General features: G+C 57.9%; 17 protein-coding genes. 6 read left to right on the plus strand and 11 right to left on the minus strand.

Going from position 1 to position 18,085, the window contains the following annotated elements; translation table 11 throughout:
* Window positions 1-375: 375 nt before the first annotated feature.
* Together ACM43_RS25700 and ACM43_RS25705 are read right to left on the minus strand one after the other, a co-directional pair.
* Entirely contained in the window at window positions 376-729 is a 354-nt protein-coding gene (locus ACM43_RS25700; protein WP_271543803.1) for a hypothetical protein, read from the minus strand.
* 568 nt (window positions 730-1,297) lie between these two features.
* Complete coding sequence (locus ACM43_RS25705) at window positions 1,298-1,669, minus strand: hypothetical protein (RefSeq protein WP_014493191.1); 372 nt, start codon at window positions 1,667-1,669, stop codon at window positions 1,298-1,300.
* Window positions 1,670-2,154: 485 nt separating this feature from the next.
* Between ACM43_RS25705 and ACM43_RS25710 the strand changes: the two genes are divergently transcribed.
* Complete coding sequence (locus ACM43_RS25710) at window positions 2,155-2,832, plus strand: Crp/Fnr family transcriptional regulator (protein ID WP_018642507.1); 678 nt, start codon at window positions 2,155-2,157, stop codon at window positions 2,830-2,832.
* A 221-nt stretch (window positions 2,833-3,053) separates the two neighbouring features.
* On the opposite strand, the gene ACM43_RS25715 is transcribed toward ACM43_RS25710, so the two are convergent.
* Both ACM43_RS25715 and ACM43_RS25720 read right to left on the minus strand, forming a co-directional pair.
* The gene (locus ACM43_RS25715; protein ID WP_271543806.1) at window positions 3,054-3,863 is read right to left on the minus strand and encodes a transglutaminase-like domain-containing protein; all 810 of its coding nucleotides are present in this window, start codon (window positions 3,861-3,863) and stop codon (window positions 3,054-3,056) included.
* 126 nt (window positions 3,864-3,989) lie between these two features.
* Window positions 3,990-4,874, minus strand: coding sequence for a transglutaminase family protein (locus ACM43_RS25720; protein ID WP_074448631.1), 885 nt, complete (start codon window positions 4,872-4,874; stop codon window positions 3,990-3,992).
* A gap of 210 nt (window positions 4,875-5,084) precedes the next feature.
* Here ACM43_RS25720 and ACM43_RS25725 point away from each other — a divergent pair, with 210 nt between their 5' ends.
* Together ACM43_RS25725 and ACM43_RS25730 are read left to right on the plus strand one after the other, a co-directional pair.
* Complete coding sequence (locus ACM43_RS25725) at window positions 5,085-5,291, plus strand: hypothetical protein (RefSeq protein WP_271543809.1); 207 nt, start codon at window positions 5,085-5,087, stop codon at window positions 5,289-5,291.
* A gap of 588 nt (window positions 5,292-5,879) precedes the next feature.
* Window positions 5,880-6,140 (plus strand): DUF1488 domain-containing protein, encoded by a 261-nt coding sequence (locus tag ACM43_RS25730; RefSeq protein ID WP_018642512.1) that lies wholly within the window; start codon window positions 5,880-5,882, stop codon window positions 6,138-6,140.
* A gap of 674 nt (window positions 6,141-6,814) precedes the next feature.
* Here ACM43_RS25730 and ACM43_RS25735 read toward each other — a convergent pair.
* The 3 genes from ACM43_RS25735 to ACM43_RS25745 all read right to left on the minus strand — a co-directional run bounded on the left by ACM43_RS25735 (window position 6,815) and on the right by ACM43_RS25745 (window position 9,901).
* Entirely contained in the window at window positions 6,815-8,173 is a 1,359-nt protein-coding gene (locus ACM43_RS25735; protein WP_271543811.1) for a tyrosine-type recombinase/integrase, read from the minus strand.
* A 634-nt stretch (window positions 8,174-8,807) separates the two neighbouring features.
* Window positions 8,808-9,674, minus strand: coding sequence for a tyrosine-type recombinase/integrase (locus tag ACM43_RS25740; protein WP_271543813.1), 867 nt, complete (start codon window positions 9,672-9,674; stop codon window positions 8,808-8,810).
* Window positions 9,659-9,901 (minus strand): hypothetical protein, encoded by a 243-nt coding sequence (locus ACM43_RS25745; protein WP_271543815.1) that lies wholly within the window; start codon window positions 9,899-9,901, stop codon window positions 9,659-9,661. Before ACM43_RS25745 ends, ACM43_RS25740 begins: the two co-directional genes overlap by 16 nt.
* A gap of 633 nt (window positions 9,902-10,534) precedes the next feature.
* Here ACM43_RS25745 and ACM43_RS25750 point away from each other — a divergent pair.
* Window positions 10,535-11,335: a molybdopterin-dependent oxidoreductase gene (locus ACM43_RS25750; RefSeq protein WP_271543817.1), complete on the plus strand. Its 801-nt coding sequence runs from the start codon at window positions 10,535-10,537 to the stop codon at window positions 11,333-11,335.
* Window positions 11,336-12,365: 1,030 nt separating this feature from the next.
* On the opposite strand, the gene ACM43_RS25755 is transcribed toward ACM43_RS25750, so the two are convergent.
* The 4 genes from ACM43_RS25755 to ACM43_RS25770 all read right to left on the minus strand — a co-directional run bounded on the left by ACM43_RS25755 (window position 12,366) and on the right by ACM43_RS25770 (window position 15,686).
* Window positions 12,366-13,670, minus strand: a complete 1,305-nt coding sequence (locus tag ACM43_RS25755) for a TRAP transporter large permease (protein ID WP_271543820.1) — start codon at window positions 13,668-13,670, stop codon at window positions 12,366-12,368.
* Entirely contained in the window at window positions 13,671-14,144 is a 474-nt protein-coding gene (locus tag ACM43_RS25760) for a TRAP transporter small permease (protein ID WP_271543822.1), read from the minus strand.
* Between the two features lie 10 nt (window positions 14,145-14,154).
* Entirely contained in the window at window positions 14,155-15,177 is a 1,023-nt protein-coding gene (locus ACM43_RS25765; protein WP_271543824.1) for a TRAP transporter substrate-binding protein, read from the minus strand.
* A gap of 278 nt (window positions 15,178-15,455) precedes the next feature.
* Window positions 15,456-15,686: an alpha/beta fold hydrolase gene (locus ACM43_RS25770; RefSeq protein WP_271543826.1), complete on the minus strand. Its 231-nt coding sequence runs from the start codon at window positions 15,684-15,686 to the stop codon at window positions 15,456-15,458.
* Between the two features lie 266 nt (window positions 15,687-15,952).
* Here ACM43_RS25770 and ACM43_RS25775 point away from each other — a divergent pair, with 266 nt between their 5' ends.
* A complete protein-coding gene (locus tag ACM43_RS25775) occupies window positions 15,953-16,651 on the plus strand; it encodes a GntR family transcriptional regulator (RefSeq protein WP_271543828.1) in 699 nt (232 codons plus the stop codon).
* A gap of 180 nt (window positions 16,652-16,831) precedes the next feature.
* Entirely contained in the window at window positions 16,832-18,040 is a 1,209-nt protein-coding gene (locus tag ACM43_RS25780) for an ABC transporter substrate-binding protein (protein ID WP_271543830.1), read from the plus strand.
* The last annotated feature ends 45 nt before the right edge of the window (window positions 18,041-18,085 follow it).

Here is an 18,085-nt window from a genome sequence, read left to right on the forward strand (position 1 = left end):
GTCTCGGTTCTGCGTCGCCCAGATCAGAACCATCAGGAACATCATGATTTCCTACCCGTATAGATGACCAGCTGCCGGATATCGCTCGAGCCATCTGATGCAATCTCGAACGGCCCCAACGCCGGGACAGTTCCAGCGGGAAGCTGGCCGCGCTTCAATGGAATGATCTGGCGAGATCAGAGCCCGCGACTGGCGACGCGCGAGGCGCGTCCTGCGAACTGTCGATCCACTCCGCGTCCGAAAGTCACATCTTCGATCTCGAGGCGGTGCATCTGGGATGCTGTAGTTGATTGCTGTTCACACTGATGACGTCTCAGCCATTGTCATGGCGCGCCCAATGTCGCTTGACCGACGAGACCCCACGCCATCTCGAAATCATCTCCTGGGCGGAAATGTGCCACGAGTGACGGCTCCACTTGCATCCGCTTCATCGTCGCGCCGAACCAGATAGACCAAAGGCGACTCGTCCGCAGCTCTCTCCGTCTTCGCGTCGACGTAATACACTTCTTCTGCTGGATCGGCGCGACGCACCCTAATCGGAGACGTCCCATCCCAAAGCGGTCTGTGTCCGAGCGTCATTCGCTTCAAGTCCTCTAGGAGCCATTGCTCCTGGCCGAGTTCTCTGGCCTGGAAAAGCGTGGCAGCCATGAGCGCTAAGATCGGCTGGCCATCGATCTCCAGCACGAACACGCCCGCAGGTAACTCCTCGGTTTTCACTGGCACCATCATCTGAACCACTCCTTTTCCTCGGCCGGTCGAAGCGGTCGAGCCCCCCGGGGCGAGATTCGGGTCTCTCGTCCGTCGACGCTTGCGCTCCGTACGTTCCTCGTCCGATGTAAGGCGCATCGCCCGCTTGTCGAACCGCGCCTGGCACGGCTGGCAACGAGCCGGCGGCCCCCAACTTTATCTTGTCTTGCAATGCTTGACTTCGTCATCAGGGACAGCCGGTTCACCGCTTGCGTCTGGCAAGGCTTCGCAAGGAAGACGCGATTTGCCGCCGCTGATTTCGGTCAGGTCCTGGGGGGAGCGACCGAGCAAACCGGAGCATCTGATGGCGCAGTTGAACGAGCTGCGAGACGCTGTAGCCGATTTGTTTGTCTGTTCGCTTGCGCAGAAGTGACGACATGACATCGACCATGGCCAGGCGGCGCGCTGACTTTCCTTCACCGAGAGCTACGGAAGTCATATTGAAACCTGGCTTGGCGCCTTGCTGGTCAATATTGCTCACTCGCAAGTAAATGTGCTGAATCCGGCGAGCCGGAAGCATACGCTTCGGTCGCTGCCTGCCTTCAGGATATTAGGTCAGCCTATGAAATGCCGGGGGCAATGCTTCTCGAACCAGTTCACTTAGATCCAAGGTCTCGCCACTTTCGGAAATGTCAGAGAACAGGACCTCCACGAAGGGATGTTGGCGGTTGAACGCGGCACCTCGCTCGTATTTCGCGCGCACAATCCGTTGGAGTGCGGGGAGGTTCAGTCTGCCAAGCGCATTGTATTGATCTCGGAAAAGACTTTGACGTCCTCCAAGATGCTCGACGGATTCCGCCCAGACGTCCATCACCTTCCGGCTCATGAATGCCTCGACCTGCTTGTTGCCATCCCGTGCAATGAGTCGGAGCCCGTCCATCGTGTGCGGTCCTTCATCGATTCGAAAGCGCGCAAGTGGCATGGAATCCTCCTGTTGTCGGCGACCTATTCAGGCCGGCAGCCTGTCGCGGGGCGTTGCACTCAATTGGCCCGATGGTCCGATCAGACACACAGGATATGGGTATGGAAGCGTCGAATAGCGAGGGGGTGCAAAGCAGGGCCCGCAAGGAGTTCGGGCGCTGCCTAACTCCATGGTGAGCTATATTGACCAGCGCGTCGTGCCGCCGGGTCGGCATACTTCCATGCTCCATCGTAAAGTCGTGCCACGCGCAGGGCGACCGTCGCTTCGCCCGAGAATGCCTGCTGATGGGCGCGCAATGAGCCGCGCCCTTTGGAAAGTGGCTCTTCCCTAGAATTGCGAACAATCAGGGAGTAAATTCTGCCCAATAGAGCCGCTGCCGCAAGGTCTGGCCGGCAAGGAGCAACCGTTCGTCGCTTGGTCAAGAAAGCCGTTCCCTGGCAGCCGATCGAAGCGAACAAGTTTGGTCGATTCAAAGGAGTCCACGCGTGGCGAAGCCGTCCAAGGACACGTTCGATCCCCAACATTTTCTCGGCAAGGTGGGCGCCGGCAAAGCCATTCTGACGTTTCGCAAGAACCAGCATGTGTTTCAGCAGGGCGACGCTGCTGACTCGGTGTTCTACATTCAAAGCGGCAAGGTCAAGCTGACGGTCGTTTCGGAGCAGGGCAAGGAGGCAGTCGTCGCCATTCTCGAGCCCGGTCAGTTCTTCGGCGAGGGATGCATGAATGGTCATCCTCTGCGGATCGCGACGACAACGGCGATGGAAGATTGCGTCATCACGTCGATAACCAAAGAAGCGATGATGTCGGCTATCCGTGAAGAGCCGAAATTCTCCCAGCTGTTCATTTCGTATCTGTTGACCCGAAACAGCCGGATCGAGGAGGACCTGATCGACCAGCTATTCAATTCCAGCGAACGGAGGCTGGCTCGCCTGCTGTTGCTGCTGGCGAATTTCGGCAAGGAAGGCAGTCCGCAGCCGATCAGTGCGAGCATCAATCAGGAGACACTGGCTGAGATGATCGGGACCACGCGATCGCGGGTCAGCTATTTCATGAACAAATTTCGAAGGTTGGGGCTCATCAGCTATAATGGCCACATCGAGGTCCACAACTCGTTGTTGAGTGCGGTGTTGCACGAGAAGCCCGTGCTCAGAGAGCGCGACTAGAGAGACTCCCAAGCGACGGCCCCAGAGCGTGGGGGCGCAATGAGGCCGTCATTTCCTCGGATGCTGTGGGGGGCGTTTGCATCCGGTCGTCCTTACCAAGTTGCGCCACCGACATTCGTTCCGGCAGAAGCTCAACTCGCTTTCGTACGGTCAAGTCGAGTCGCAAGTCCGGGATCATTTCTCTGGAGCGATTCAGGGCTCAGCCTCACTTCATCCTGTGCTCACGAATGGATCTCGTCGGTCCACACCTTGAAGCTGACCAAGGTGTTAGGGCCAAACGTCTGGGTAATCGGCACGTCGGCCGCGTCACGTCCTTGAGCGATCAGAACACGTCCAATCCGGGGGACGTTGTTGCGTGGATCGAATGTGTACCAACGTCCGCCGATGTAGGCTTCGAACCATCCCGCGAAGTCTCCTGGGGCGTAGGGGGGAGGCATGCCGATGTCGCCGAGATAGCCGGTGCAGTATCTGGCGGGAATGTTCATGCAGCGACAGAACGTGATGGCCAGATGCGCGAAGTCTCGGCAAACGCCCTTGCCTTCGTTGAAGACGTCCCGGGCCGTCTTGGTTGCGCGCGCGTGTTCGTAGCCGAATTGAATGTGATTGTGAACGAAATCACAGATCGCCTGAACACGGGCCCATCCGGGCGAGACCTTCCCGAAAAGTTTCCACGCGACATCGGACAGATGATCGGTTTCGCAATAGCGGCTGCCGAGCAGATATACGATCGTCTCTGCCGGCAAGTCCTCGACCGCGTGTTGGGTAGCCGAGGGCACAACGACGTCCGGCAAGCCGGTGTCGCGAACCATCCCGTCAGCGGCCAGGCGCATTCGACCGGCTGGAGCAACGATGCGGCTGCACCAGTTACCGAAGCCGTCACGATAGGGGACGATCGCAACGGAGGGCGTGGTGGTCAGATAATCGGGCACGACGACGTCCGATGCCCGAGAGAAATGAACGCCCAGGACCATGATCATGGGTGTGTGCTGCGGAAAGTCGTAGATCATCTCATAGCCGACCCGGATCTTCACTCGGCGTCCTCCAAAGTCGACAAATTGCCGCGGCTGCTTCGATCTCGATCGTGCCTATCGAGCGTGGCGTTCGGAAGTTCCAACGCGCTGGCGGGGGGCGTGTTCCTGCCTCTTCATTGAGCGACATTACGACAGAGCCGCCGCTGTTTTGACGTTCACGTCCACATCCATCCCAAGCTCGTCCTCACGAGCTCCCCAATAAGTGCCGAACAGGGGAATGGCCTGGCTTGGGACTCTGGCCACCGCCACGCGGATCAGATCGCGGTTTCCGACGATTCCATTGGTCGGATCGAACTCGACCCAGCCGGAGCCGGGGACGTAGATCTGGCACCAGGCATGGGTGGCTCCCCCGCCCAGCCAGACAGGACCATCGCGATCCGGTACGTAGATATAGCCGGTGATAAAGCGTGCGGCGAAGCCGAGGCTTCGTGCAGCTTCAATCATCAAGACGGCAAAATCCCGGCAGGTGCCCTTCCTGCGTTCGAGTGTCGTAGAAGGACTTTGCGTTCCTGGCGCCGTGCGGCGGTCGTAGGCGAAGCCATCCGAGATTGCTTCATTGAGGGTCATCAGGACCTGTCCGGTAGAACGTCTGGTCCCGCGCACGAGAAACGTGTCCAGCCACCTGCCGAGATGGTCTTCCGGGTCTGAGAACCATCTCTGAACATAGGGTGCCAGGTCGGGCGCCTCCTCCGCCTGATACGCAAACGGATGGTCCTTCGCGTGGTCCTCAATTCTGAAGTCGGGCGCGTTCTCCGGCGTGTGGTCGACCTTGATGACACACTCGAATCGCAAATTGTCGCTGTCACAGCCAAACTCGACCTGCGCAACACAATTCCCGAAGACATCGTGCAGCCACCTCACCTCAGAAGGCTCGGGCGTCACATTAAGCGAGAAATCAATCAGTCGCTGGTCGAAACTATCGCGCGGCCGTGCCATTAATTGATGTCGGCCGAGCCTGACCGCGCGCCGGTACCGATATGTCGTGATATGCCGGACGAGGAAGATCGCCATGGTACCGCCGATCGACGAGAGGTGAGAGCTTGCTCGCTGGCCGCTTGACGCGGAGAGCCGGACGATGGTGGGTCCTCTCACGCGCCTCGGGCGTGGCCAATCATCCTACGAATACCAGCTTTGATCTGCCAAGCCTGGAGCGGCTTACCATAGAACTCGCTGCAAGGGGGAAGATCGATGCTCGGCGGGTTCAATTTCTCGGACATCAGGATGAGGTCGATTGCCGGCCACCGTCTACGCACGGTGCATGTCGGCGCAAACGAGCGCGATGTCGGATCTGGAGCTCAGGATTGCGAGGGCTTCGTCGGTATCCAGCGCTTCCAACGGCGTGTAGCCGGCGTCTTCCACCATGCCAACTGCGCGCCTGCGGAGCACCATCTCGTCTTCTACGACGAGAACGAAGGCTGGAACGCGTGATGGACCGAACGTCATTGAGACTCGCGGCTGCTGTGGGTGCGCACCGATGATCGGCACGCCCCTCTATGGTTCCTGTCTCGCTGCCGCATCCCTTTGTCCGTTGAGATGCAATTTCATGATCTCAGAGAGTTGCGCCGCTGCGGCCCGCGGGCGGCTACCATTGAATGAGCACCGCACCAGCGATCACAAACGCGAAGAAGATCGGCAGAACGACCGGCGGCACCAGCCACTCGCGCAGTCCGAATTTTGAGATGTTTGACATATTGACCGCCTTTTGGTCGCGGCGGGAGCACGATTCTCTCAGTCACCGATAACAGCCGGGAAGCACGCGGTGATATTCAAGATATGGTGCCCGTCCGCGGAATAGCGAGGTCAGGCAGAAACTATTTGCTGTGACAGGGCGAACGGGATTGTAGTTCGCCTTCCACGTAGCCATCTAAGAGTTTGCGGCGCCTCAACGCTCTTCCAGCGCCAGGTTTGGCACCGTCGCTCGCAAGGGCGGTCGCAGATCGGCCGTCCAAAAGGTAAATCGCGTCGAGCTGGCAAGGCAAGGAAGTCACCTTTCCACAACGGATCGGCTCCGGCCACATGATCGAGTTTCCAAACCATAGCCGTTCATACGACCGCACGCGGCGTGCCGTACGGTTCTGGGGACACGATAGCGCCATTGAGGCATCGTTTTTCATCGAAGAAGAAGCGCTGAAGCGAATTCAACCCGATACCGGTTACGATGAGTCGAGCCTTCTCCACGCTTTCGATTCCAATCGGGACTTGATATGCGCCGCCGCCGCCAAGGTGTACGTTCGCGGTACCAGGGGCTCTTACGATCTCGTCGCCGGCAATTTTTGAGCCGATCGGCGCCTTTTAAGGGTTTCGCACCCGAGCCAAATGAACCGCTCTGCCTGTGCCTATAGGCAGATGGAGTCTGTTTCTGTTTCAAGGCAGGAGCGTAGCCTTTTCTAGCCCGGCAATGGTCTGCCCCAGAGAGTTGCAAACGCCCTCGAGCAGTGATTTGCACTCGACGCCGGCCGCATCTGGACCGATGGACTGCGGTCCTAGATGTCAAGGAGTGACTGCTAACGCATTTGCTGCAGGCACATGGGTGTCCGCCCCGCTTCAGCAGGTCGGATATGTCCCTCGACCGATCGACGGTGGTACAAGAGCAAATCAATAGTGCGATAAGCCGTCGTTTTGTTGAATGGGTGAGCGCGGCGGATCCACTATCATATCTGACCTGCCACCGAACTTTCATCCGGCCGCGGTTAGTCGCTTCGGAGACCCCGTGCTTGCGAGCTAGGTCGGCCGTCTTCGCCCCGGCCTCATGCTCAGTCCATATCCGCCCGTTGTTCAGGCGGGCTCCAACAGTCGGTTGATGCACTCGACCACCGTTTGACCACCGAAACCCCATGTACAAATAGCGATAATGGTGGTCAGTCCCGCACGAGTTCAATGTTTTCGTTGATCTTTTCTATTGCTGCTTACGTTCGGACGCAGTGGGCGCCTCGATCAGATCGCAGCCTGGATCAGGCTGCTTGCCGAATTCTTTCCTCCTCCTCGCTGAGGGGCGCTGGCTTCAATTGGAAAAGGCTGACGACTCGTCGGCTTGCCGCGTGACCGAGCCAATCTGACAACGACCCTTGTCCTACGAGCGACTTACCGAGACCAGAAAACGCAGCCGTACTAATAGCTTGCTGCTGGCTGCGCAGGTGGTCTTCAACCAGCTTGTGTCGAGTGACATAGCCTGCATTCACACCAGGGATCGAATGGTTCATAAGGAGCTTGGCGTCGAATTCGGAAACGCCAGCAGCGGCGGCAATTGTCCGAAATGTCTGACGAAGGTCATTGCCCCATTTCGACAAGATATCTCTATCTTCCTTTGTTTCCGCCAGGTGTCCAGAGGCGCTCTCAGCTGGGAACAACCATTCTTGCGCCTGAGACGGATGTATTTGCCTGCCGAAACGAAGCACTCGAATGAGGCTCAGGATCATCTCCCGAGACAGTGGAATGTCGAACGCTCGCTTGCTGCCTCCCTTGGGCGTCGGGATGTGGAGCGTTCGCCGCCGAAAATTGATGTGTTCGGGCTTAGCCTGCTGCAATGCGGTGGGCCTAGACCCACACAGCAATGTGAAAAGATGGAATTCGCGCCGGATTGGGTTGTCTAGATTGGCTAGCTCGAGAAACCATCCTTTCAAATCGCCGGTCCCCATACCGGTGTTCCTGCGCTCTTCCTGATTCCAATCGACTGCATCTGCGGGGTTGTCGCGCGGCAGCGATCGATTGGTCTTCCGAGCATGATTGTAAATGGCCCGCAGCGTCCGCATGCTGCCATTCGCCATGTAGGGACCGTTCTCCTTGGAAAGCTCATCATGCTTTTCGGCGACGCGACCGGGATCGTTCGCGAGGTCGAGCAGAGGGGTGTCAAGCCATTCGGAAAAGAGACGCTCGACGTGATCCCGATAGCCGCTTATCGTTTTTTTGCTACGGCCTTTTCGAATCAAGTGGGCTTCCAGATAGCGTTGCCAAGCCTGCTTCAGGGTAACGCTCGCTACAGCTTCATCCCGGTTGGTATTGCCCTGTTCGGCGTTTCCGTCTTGCCTCGCTTTCGGGTGCTTTCCCTTGCTGATTTGAGCAAGATATTCCTTGGCAAGCGAGCGGGCCGCTCGGGTCGTTAACTCGCTGGCATCTCCAATAGACACTCTAATGGATGAGGCCCGCTTTCCTCGTTGCCTAAGATCACCTTGAACGGTGAAGGTCCTTTTCCGCTTCCCCACGACCACGAAGAAGCCTTTCAGCTCGGTGTCGCGAGCCAGATACCAGCCATCTTCAGGAGACGGTAGCTGAGCGATAGCCTTGTCGCTGAGAGCAATGCGAATATCGGTCATGGGGGGACGTGAACTGTTAAAACGGTTTTCAAACGGTTTTGGCGAGCCGAGGTGTTTGAAGGTCTGCGTTCGCCGGACTGCGAAGCTATGCGACAAGTCCCTATAAATAAAAGGTCTTCTTCGACCTCACCGTAGTGTAGCGCAGATTCAGAAATCGTAGAGAGGCGCCGGTTTTGAACTCTTAATCAGCGGGTCCCAGGTTCGAGCCCTGGTGCGCCCACCAAGCAAATCAAGCACTTACAGCAGTGCGCACCAGAACGGGACCAGTCGGTTTGACGTCCGGTTTGAGAAATCTGTTCGTCGTCTGTACGCCAAGTTGAAGGATGGCGGGATGGCTGCGCGTTACCGCAGCGGCTAGCGCGTTCCCCGGCGGCGTGGAGCGCTCTCTCACGCAGAAGCCTTGGCGACCGAGGACGCCTTCACCTGGAGTCGATCCACATCCCGAACTCACTGTTCCTACCCGTATACTTCACTCAATTTCTTTATCGCTGACTCGGCGAGTTCGAGCCGGCCGCCCAGTTAGTGCGCATCGAGGATCTCCTGCACCGTCTTCATCGAATGGCCAGTTATCGAGGCGATCTCCGGAACCGAGCAATTGGATAGCGCGAGGCGCGTAACAGCAGTGCCGCGCAAATCATGGAAGTGCAGATCCTTCAACGACGTTTTTCTTGAAAGCCTTGTCCCAGCTCGTCCTGAAACCGTCCTCCGTCCATGGCCGGCCGAACGAGTTGACCAATATAGTCACGGCCGAGCGCTCTTCCTTCAATGCAGCGTCAAGCGCCGCCTTCAGCGGCGGTCCCACCGGTATAGTCACACGGCGCCGGCCCTTGTTGTCGCGGCCCTTCGATTGGCGCATCCGGATATACGTGCCATCGTAATCTTTCCAGGTCAGGCGCAGCAGGTCTCCTTGGCGCTGACCTGTCCATAATGCGAGCAGGAGAGCGGCTTGTAGCTCAACCGACGCAACGCCACAAAAGGCCCTGATGTCCTCGGCCGACCAAATTAATTCAGACCGGTCGGATTCATAAAGCCGGCCACCGCGCTCGCAGACGTTCACTGAGATCTTGCCACGATCCTTTGCAACGGACAGAACACGCGCAATTGTCGTCCAGATATAATCCGCCTTGCGTGGCGTGTCGGAGAATGAATCCCGAAATTCCTTGAAGTCACCCCGTGTGCGCTTGTCCTCGAGGGCGCCAATCGGCATCGAACCGAACCTGGTTTCGATAAGCTTGAGGTATCCGTCGTAAGCGCGCTTACTCTTGCCACCAAGATCTTTGTACTCACTGCAGTCCTTGAAGTAGTCGATAAGTGAGCTAAACGTCTCGGAGTTCTTCTTCGTGTACGACGCCACTGCTTCATTGTAGAGGCGCATAAATTCCGGTGTGCCGGGTGTCGCGTTGATGCGCGGGCCTCCCTTCCACGCATACCAGTAGGTCTTCAACGTACCGTCACCGAGCTTTTTTATGGACCAGTTGATCCCCTTCAGCCGCACTCGCATTCTGGGATGCCTTCGCGTCGTATGGTGCCAGTTTGAGCTTCAATTTTAGGCTGCAAACCAGATAACCGGTCAAGGGCTACGTCAATCGCTTTTTTATCCCATTTGCGTGTTCCAGGTATTGCCCTCGGCATGATTCCGCGTCGAACCCATTCGTTGATCGCTGAAAGGGACTCGCAGCCTGCGTAAGCGGCAGCCTGTTCTTTGGACATGCCACGGGGCTCGATCATTCGCTGCTCCCACTGCCGGCAATCAAAGTAGCGGTGCTGAATTCGGCAGGACCGTAGTTGATCAAGGCCGAGAAACCTTGGCGACAAAAGAGCGGGACTGTAGAGCTCGCAGATTCGGCTAGCGTGGAGTGGAAATCGGACCGACCTATGTGCGCCAACGGCGCCGGAATCTACTCCGGGATCTGAAATCCATCTGTCTCTGGTGCGGTGATCTTGTCCGGCGTCAGACGGACCGGTGATCTAACTTTTGGGTAAGTATGACTACGTCATCCTCGACAGCGATCACCCACTATCGATCGGCGAGCTTCATATCCAATGGTTTTCGCTGCTCGAGCGTTAAAATTATAGACGCCGGCCGAAGATCTCGTTTCCAGTGACGGCTATCCTGCACCGCCGAAGAGCCCGTGCTTCTTTCCCCGGGCCACCTCAAACGCGGCGCGTTAGTCGGCACGATGCATCGCATGGATGCAGCCAAGGCGCATTAAACGGGCAGGCGGGTTCGTCTCCGCACGAGGCCTTGCGAAGATTCCCAATGCTGGCGGAAATCCGGATGCAGTTACGCTCCTGTCATATTGAGGACGGAGCGAGGCAACATGATCACAAAGCGAAGAATTCTTTCTGATCGGCCGCCCAATGCGCATCACCGTGCGGGATCTCAAGCGGATGCAGAAGGTAACCGTCGCCTCAGTGTACCAATGCGCGGGAAGCCCGTTGGCTCCGGACAAGCCGACGCAGCGTGTTTGCAACGTGACATGGGGCGGCGTGCGTCTGGACGATGTCCTCCAACGCGTCGAACCGGACCCGGAGGCTGCCTTTGTCTGGTCCATCGGTGCGGACTCGGGTGAGTTCGGCGGCGCGGATTGCGGGCATTACACGAAGGATCTCCCTCGCTCGCGCGTGGGGGCCGACGTCCTCCTCGCCTACGAAATGAACGGCGAGCCTTTGTTACCGGAGCACGGTCATCCGCTGCGGCTGGTCGTACCGGGATTCTATGGGACCAACAGCGTGAAGTGGCTCCGGAGGATCGAGCTTCGCAAAGAGCGCGCTCCTGGTCCCTTTACGACACGTTGGTACAACGATGTCGTCGCCGAAGGCGTGACGCGCCCGGTCTGGAACATCGCCCCGCAATCGGTGATTGTGTGGCCCGCGCCCGGGACTCCAATAGAGCAGGGGGCAGTTGTTCGGGCATGGGGTTGGGCGTGGGCGGATGGCGGCGTGGCCGGCGTGAAGATCAGCCTGGATGAGGGGCTTTCCTGGAAGGCCTGCGCCGTCGAAAAGCCTACCGGCCATTCGTGGACGCAATTCATGTGCAACTTCGAGGCGGCGGCGGGACAACAAAGCATCGTTTCCCGCGCGACCTCCCGTTCCGGCGAGAGTCAGCCGGACGACGGAAAGAGAAATGCTCTCTATCGCGTTCCTTTCACGGTCGTATGAGACCTATAATGCTTCGCGTCGCCGCAGATGCCGGACCGCTCGACGCGGGCCGAAAGAAGTGCGCTCCAGCGATCGGCGCGCCGTGCCCGCAGGCTGTGCATTGGAGATACGCCTGCAGTTTGAGCAAGGTGAATTGCTATGGCTGCCCCGTCAAAGCCTGGTTGACTACGTAAGATTTCAGCGCGCCGCGTTGATACGGCACGTCCGCTCCGCGCACCAGGCTCTATGCGCTGCGCTTACCAAGCCATGCTGTCTCGGCACGTCGCGCACCGATCCCTCGTGCAAGATTTAAAGAGCTCCTCGCCCGGGGGCACTCGGAAAAGGGGCTCGCCTACGGCAACCGCTATCACGGCCCCGTTCCCGGGTGTTCTTTAACCGGTCTCGCCGCTGCACTCGTGCCACGTGCCGGCTGCGCCGTCGTTATGCTCACGTGGCTCGGGTGCCATTTCAGGTGATCGATGCGGCGTCCACTGTTCTCGCCGAGAACGCCGCAACGAAATCGCAACGAATTGGATGAAACGAGCGTGAACAAAACGGGACGAAAGTGTATGTCACACCGAGAAAAATCAACAACTTAGAAGACGTTCATTGCGTTCGGGACGCAGGGCAGCCCACGCTCAGATCGGGACTTGAACTGAATGTCGGTATCGGTAGTTGCGGCTCCAGGATTTGAACCTGGCTGCGCTCCATTTCCGCCGGCAAGGAATTGCGTACGAACGACGGCTATTGACGAACTATCGCGGGCTCAATTCGCCAGTTAGACTGCCCTTCGATAGGAAAACAAGGCCTCCGAAATAGTGGGTCTAGCGATGTAGCGGACCAGCGACTCGAACCCCCGACATTGAGCTACCTGCGCAGGATGATCTCTTTGTTTCCTGAAGTGACAGTATTCGAAAACCTCAGATTGGTGGCCCCAAATCTCGAACCAGCTGGGTTGATGTCCTTGCCGGTCTCTTGCAGCAAGAATGCGGGGGCAGGTGCCATAGAGCTGCGGATCATGAGCTGAACATTCATTCGCTAGCCTCTATACTTATCTCATCGTCCGCGGCAGATAGAGCGCAAGATCGGGGATCAGCATCAGGATGCCCAGCAAGAGTACCATCGCGGCGAGGAACGGCAGAATTCCACGATAGATCTGCTCCATCGGCACGTCCCTCACCATGCCCGATATGACAAACACGTTGAGTCCGACAGGTGGTGCGATCATGCCGGCCTGACACACCACAACGATGACGACGCCGAACCAGATCGGATCGTAACCGAGCGCAACGCAAACCGGAAAGAGTATAGGTACGGTCAGCAGAATCATGGCGAGTTCGTCCATGAATGCGCCCATGATCAGATATGCGGCTATGATGAGCAACATGATGGCCGCAGGCGACAATCCTGAATTGGCGAGCGCAGTTGCTAAGGACATAGGCAACTGCGTAACGGCGAGGAAGTAGCCCAGTATCACCGCTCCGATGAGGATGACGGTAATGATGGCCGTAGTCTCGACCGTTGACATCAATGCCCGTAGCAACACCTGCCAGGTCAGACGCCGCCGCGCCAACGCGAGGATCAAGGTGCCAAATGCGCCGATGCCGGCGGCCTCGGTCGCGGTAAAGACGCCGCCATACATGCCCCCGATCACCAACGTGAACAGCATCGCAACGGCCCAAACATCTCGAAAAGCCCGAGCACGTTCGGCGAAGCTTGCCTTCACTTCAGTTCGGGGAGCAAGGGTCGGATCCCTCAACGTCGTGACAGCAATCGTGAGAACAAACAGGATCGTCAATAGAATCCCGGGAAGTACGCCGGCCAAGAACAATTTTCCGATCGAAGTTTCGGTGATGAAGCCGTAGATCAGAAAAATGATGCTCGGCGGAATCAGAATTCCGAGCGTGCCACCAGCGGCGATCGAACCGGTGGCGAGCCGTGGATCATAGCCGAATTTACGCATCTCGGGCAGCGCCACTGTTGTCATTGTCGCGGCTGTCGCAAGGCTGGAGCCACTGATGGCTGCAAATCCGGCGCACGCCATCACAGTCGCCATCGCGAGTCCTCCGCGCCGATGACGCAGCCAGGTTTGCGAGGCGGCATAAAGCTCACGGCCTACTCCTGTCTCATTGGCCAAGTGGCCCATCAGGACGAATAGCGGCACGACACTCAGCACGTAGTTGGCGACTGCGCTGTAGGGCGCGAGCCCGATCAGGTTGAGTGCTGAATCCCAGCTGTTGACGACGGCGAAGCCGATGAATCCGACGATGCCCATGGCGACGCCAATCGGCACGCCAAGAAACATCAGCAACAGCATTGCAAAGAAGCCGATGACGCCGATTGTCGTATTGTCCATTTAGCGGCTCACGGTGTTGATCGCCCGCGCGATGCGCAGCACGAGCACGATCGCGACGAGGGCGGACCCCACGGCGAGGAAGCCGTAGAAGGGAAACGTCGAGACGCCGAGGTTGAGTGAGACTTCACCGCTCTCGCGCACCTCTTGAGCGTGATCGATGGCCCGCCAGGAAATTACACTCCAGAAAACCATTCCAAACAGAGCACCGACGCCGTCGAGCGCTGTACGAACCCGTTCGGGAAGCATCTGGGTAAAGAAGTCTACTTTGATGTTGCTGTTGCGAAGTTCCGCGCAGGCCAGTCCGCCAAAGCTCAGGAAGATGAGAAGAAACTCGGTGATTTCGACGCCCGCGAATAGCGGTTTACTGAAGAAGTAGCGACCGGTCACGTCGGAAACCGTTACTCCGACGAGACCGGCCAAGGCTATGATTGCGACAAAATTCAAGACCCTTGCGGCCGGTTCCAGGATGGGCATTCGCTGATGCCTAGGGATCGTACTGCTTGATAAGGGCGCGGAGATCGCCAAGCGCCTGCTTTGCGGGCAGACCCTTTGATTCGGTCGCCTTCAGCCATTCCTCGACGATCGGCGCGGCTTTTTCGCGCCATGGCTGCAGTTGGTCGTCGGTGAACTTGTAGAAATGGCCGCCGGCCTTGTTGGCTGCATCGACGCCCGATAGCTCGCCCTTGTCCCATGCGGCTCCGGCGAACTCCGCGCCCCATGCACCGCCAAGTTCGTCCAGCACCTTCTTGAGGTCGGGTGGAAGCGAGTTGTACTTGGCAAGATTCATTACGAGGAACTGCGATGTCGTGAACATGCGCAGCTCGATATGATGTTTTGTCACCTCAGCAAGCTTAAAACCGTGAAGGGCTTCGTGCGGAAGGATCGTACCGTCAACGATGCCCCGCTCCAATGCATTGTAGCCTTCGGGCACAGACAACGCGACTGGTACACCGCCGAGCGCCTTCACCAGATCGGAAACCGGCCCGCCGCCGACCCGAATACGCAGGCCGGCGAACTCTTCAGGCTTCAGCACCGGCTTGTTCGCCATCTGAAGATGGAAGGGTGGAGGAGCTTGCAGCCACAGCACCTTCACGCGCGCATGCTCTTTTTCCAGGTGCTTGACGTAGTATTCCCACAACGCGCGGCTAGCGCCTTTTGCCGTTTTAGTCTGGAACGGAAGATCGAAGGCTGCGGTCAGCGGGAAGCGCCCGGCGGTGTAGTTATGCGTTCCCCATGCGATGTCGACGATGCCGTTCTGCGCCATGTCCCAATGGTCGGCCGGCTTACCGAGAATGCTGCCAGGAAAGATCGTGATCTTCAGTTTGCCGTTACTGTTCTTCTCGACCATCGCCGCCCACGGCACCAGAACGTGTTGATGGTTGACGTGCGCAAGCGGCAGCCAGTGAGACAACTTCAATTCGATGGGCTTGTCCTGAGCGACGGCGAGCGTACCGGACAACGCGAAAGCCAAAAGGGCGTAGCCGCCCTGTTTGATCAAACCTATCATCCCGATCCCCTCCCTCGGAGTTCTGTATCTCGGCTTCTGCCGACTCTTGGTTGCCTGTATCAGCAATTTTCGATGGCCGATGCGAGCGACGCGTAATTTGTGATAACAAATCACAAGCAAGTGCACTTGAAAAGGCTTATCTGCAAAATTGTTCCCAAGCGCAGCGAGGTAGACGCAATCAGAGAATGCAATTGCACCGGCACCCGCGCGGACCAATCAAGGTGCGTACGGCTCGCATCCCGAGCATCAGTGCGGTTCAAGAATACTGCCAATCGTGTCTATTGGCTTGCTGGGGTAACGTGCTGCATGCCGATAATATGCGGTGCCGCGGCACTCTCACCGAACCCGGGATGAACGATAACGCGAAAACGATCCGCCAGCCCCTCGGCCCACCGATAGCCCTCGATGGTCGCTGCGCCATGGAAAGCAAGCAGCGACGGCCCGCTGCCAATCGCTTTCACTATCGTATCGACGCCATCGACCTTGGGCCTTAGCGTCTCGGATTCCATTCAGCTTTCCACTTGGCGGCTGCGGTTAGGCGGAGCTGCGGTTACCATGTGTTGTGTAACGCATTCAAACGGCTTGCATCAGGCGCCTCGGCCACGGAAAAAGCGTTACTCTTCAAGGATACGGCGATACGCGTCTATCGCCGGGGCGAAGTGGAGCACGAATCATCGGTGAGCGGCTAGGATGTATCCGGGGAAGGCGCCAGATTTGCCAAGCGAACGTCTCTTGATAAGGTGATGGAATTGTCGGGGACGAGGCCGCTCAGCGAATGGTTAAAGGGATAGACAAGGTCGGGCTCGAGAGCTCGATTCGCGCTGTCGAACGAGAGACTCTCAACGATCGCGTATACCGCGAACTCCGGACTATGATCATGTCTGGAGGCTTCGCGCCCGGCTCGGAAATGAAGCTGCGAGCTCTGGCGCAAAGCCTACATGTTAGCCTGATGCCGGTTCGAGACGCCATTGGGCGCCTAGTCGTCGAACGCGCGCTGAAAATGCTCCCCAACCATCGCGTCATCGTACCTGAAACGACGATCGATGAGTTCTTGGAAATTCGCAGAGTTCGGATTCTTCTGGAAGGCGAGGCCGCCGCCCTGGCATGTCAGTACGTTAGCCCTGACGTCATTGCTTCCCTCAAGCGTATCCATGAGAAGATTAAATCCTTGAGTGGAAATAAGCAGCGTCAATTTTGGGCGCTGAACCAGGAGTTCCATTTTACAGTGTATGAAGCGGCCAAGAGCCCGTTGTTACTTTCCATGATCGAGTCGCTGTGGCTCCAGATCGGGCCTGTTTTCAACCATATTCCGATCAACTTGACCTCGGAGGGCGCCCGCGGCCATCATCGAATTATAGCTGCGCTAAGCGCAGGCGATGCCAAGGCAGCTAGGGCTGCGATAACAGAAGATCTTATGAAAGGTGGCGATCGCATCATCGCGGCCTTGATCCAGGACAAGCAGTTGGCCCACTAGCCGCCTAGCCTTCCACCAATCTGTCCAAATTCAAACACGAAGCTGGGAGTGCTGCGTTGCCGTAGTTGCGCGTGCGTGCTGGGGCGCGCTCAAGGCTCTTGACTCTCATTTGTGATTTGTTATCACAAATCACAAATGACGAGCTCCCGAGGAGGATAGCTCGCTTGGGAGGAGATTGCGATGAGGTGGCTAGGTGCGGTTTTCGCGGGTGCGTTGATGTGGGCCAGCTCGGCGCGCGCTGACGACGCGCCCATCAAGATCGGCGTCATGAACGACATGTCTTCGGTTTATGCCGTGGCCGGCGGTCGAGAGACTGTTGAAGCCGTCCGCATGGCAATCGACGACGCTGGGCCCGTGCTCGGCAAGAAGGCCGAGCTCATCTTTGCCGACCACCAGAACAAGCCGGACGTCGGCTCGGCCATCGCGCGCCGGTGGTATGACGTTGAGGGGGTCGATGCGGTCGTCGACGTTCCGAACTCGGCGGTTGCTTTCGCGGTCCAAAGTCTTGCCAAGGAAAAGAAGAAGATTTCGCTATTTGTTGGCGCCCTGAGTTCCGATGTGACTGGTCGCAAATGCGATAATTACACGACGCAATGGGCCGTTGATACGTATTCGCTGGCGCACGTCATGGGAGCCGCTGTTCTCAAGCGGGGCGGCAACCGCTGGTTCTTCCTCGGCGCCGATTATGTATTCGGACGTGCCCTTGTGCGCGATACCAGTGCCGTTATTGAGGCTAACGGGGGCAAGGTCCTCGGCGCCGTCTACGCGCCGCTGAACACTTCCGACTTCTCCTCCTTCCTCTTGCAGGCGCAGCCGACCAATCCGAACGTGATCGGCCTTGCAAATTCTTCGGACGATACGGTCAACTCCATCAAACAGGCCGTCGAATTCGGTCTCACCTCAAACGGTGCGACTTTCGCGGCTTACGTGCTCTTTCTCGAGCATGTCCAAAGCATCACGCTCAAGACCGCTCACGGCTTGCTTCTGGCCAATCCCTTCTATTGGGACCTGAATGACGAGACACGTGCCTGGTCGAAGCGCTTCGAAGAAAAGATAGGTCATCCGCCGGATTGGGATCCTGCGATGTCGTACAGCGCGGTGTTCCATTATCTCAAAGCCGTCAAAGCCGCCGGATCGCGCGACGCGGACGCCGTCGCCGCAAAGATGCGCGAGCTACCGGTCAATGACTTCACCACCAAAGACGGGAAGGTGCGTATCGATGGCCGTGTTTTGCGCAATCTCTATCTTCTCCAAGTCAAGAAGCCCGAGGAGTCCAAAGGAAAGTGGGACCTCTACAACGTGGTGGGCACAGTACCTGGCGATGAAGCGTTCCGTCCGCTCCAAGATGGCGGATGCCCGTTGGTGAAGGCCGGCTCGGCCAAACCGTAGTCAACGTAGCAAATCGTCGCGCGAAGCGGGGCTGCGGTCGTCCAC

It is taken from the genome of Bradyrhizobium sp. CCBAU 45321 (assembly GCF_028128975.1).
GTDB classification, from domain to species: domain Bacteria; phylum Pseudomonadota; class Alphaproteobacteria; order Rhizobiales; family Xanthobacteraceae; genus Bradyrhizobium; species Bradyrhizobium yuanmingense.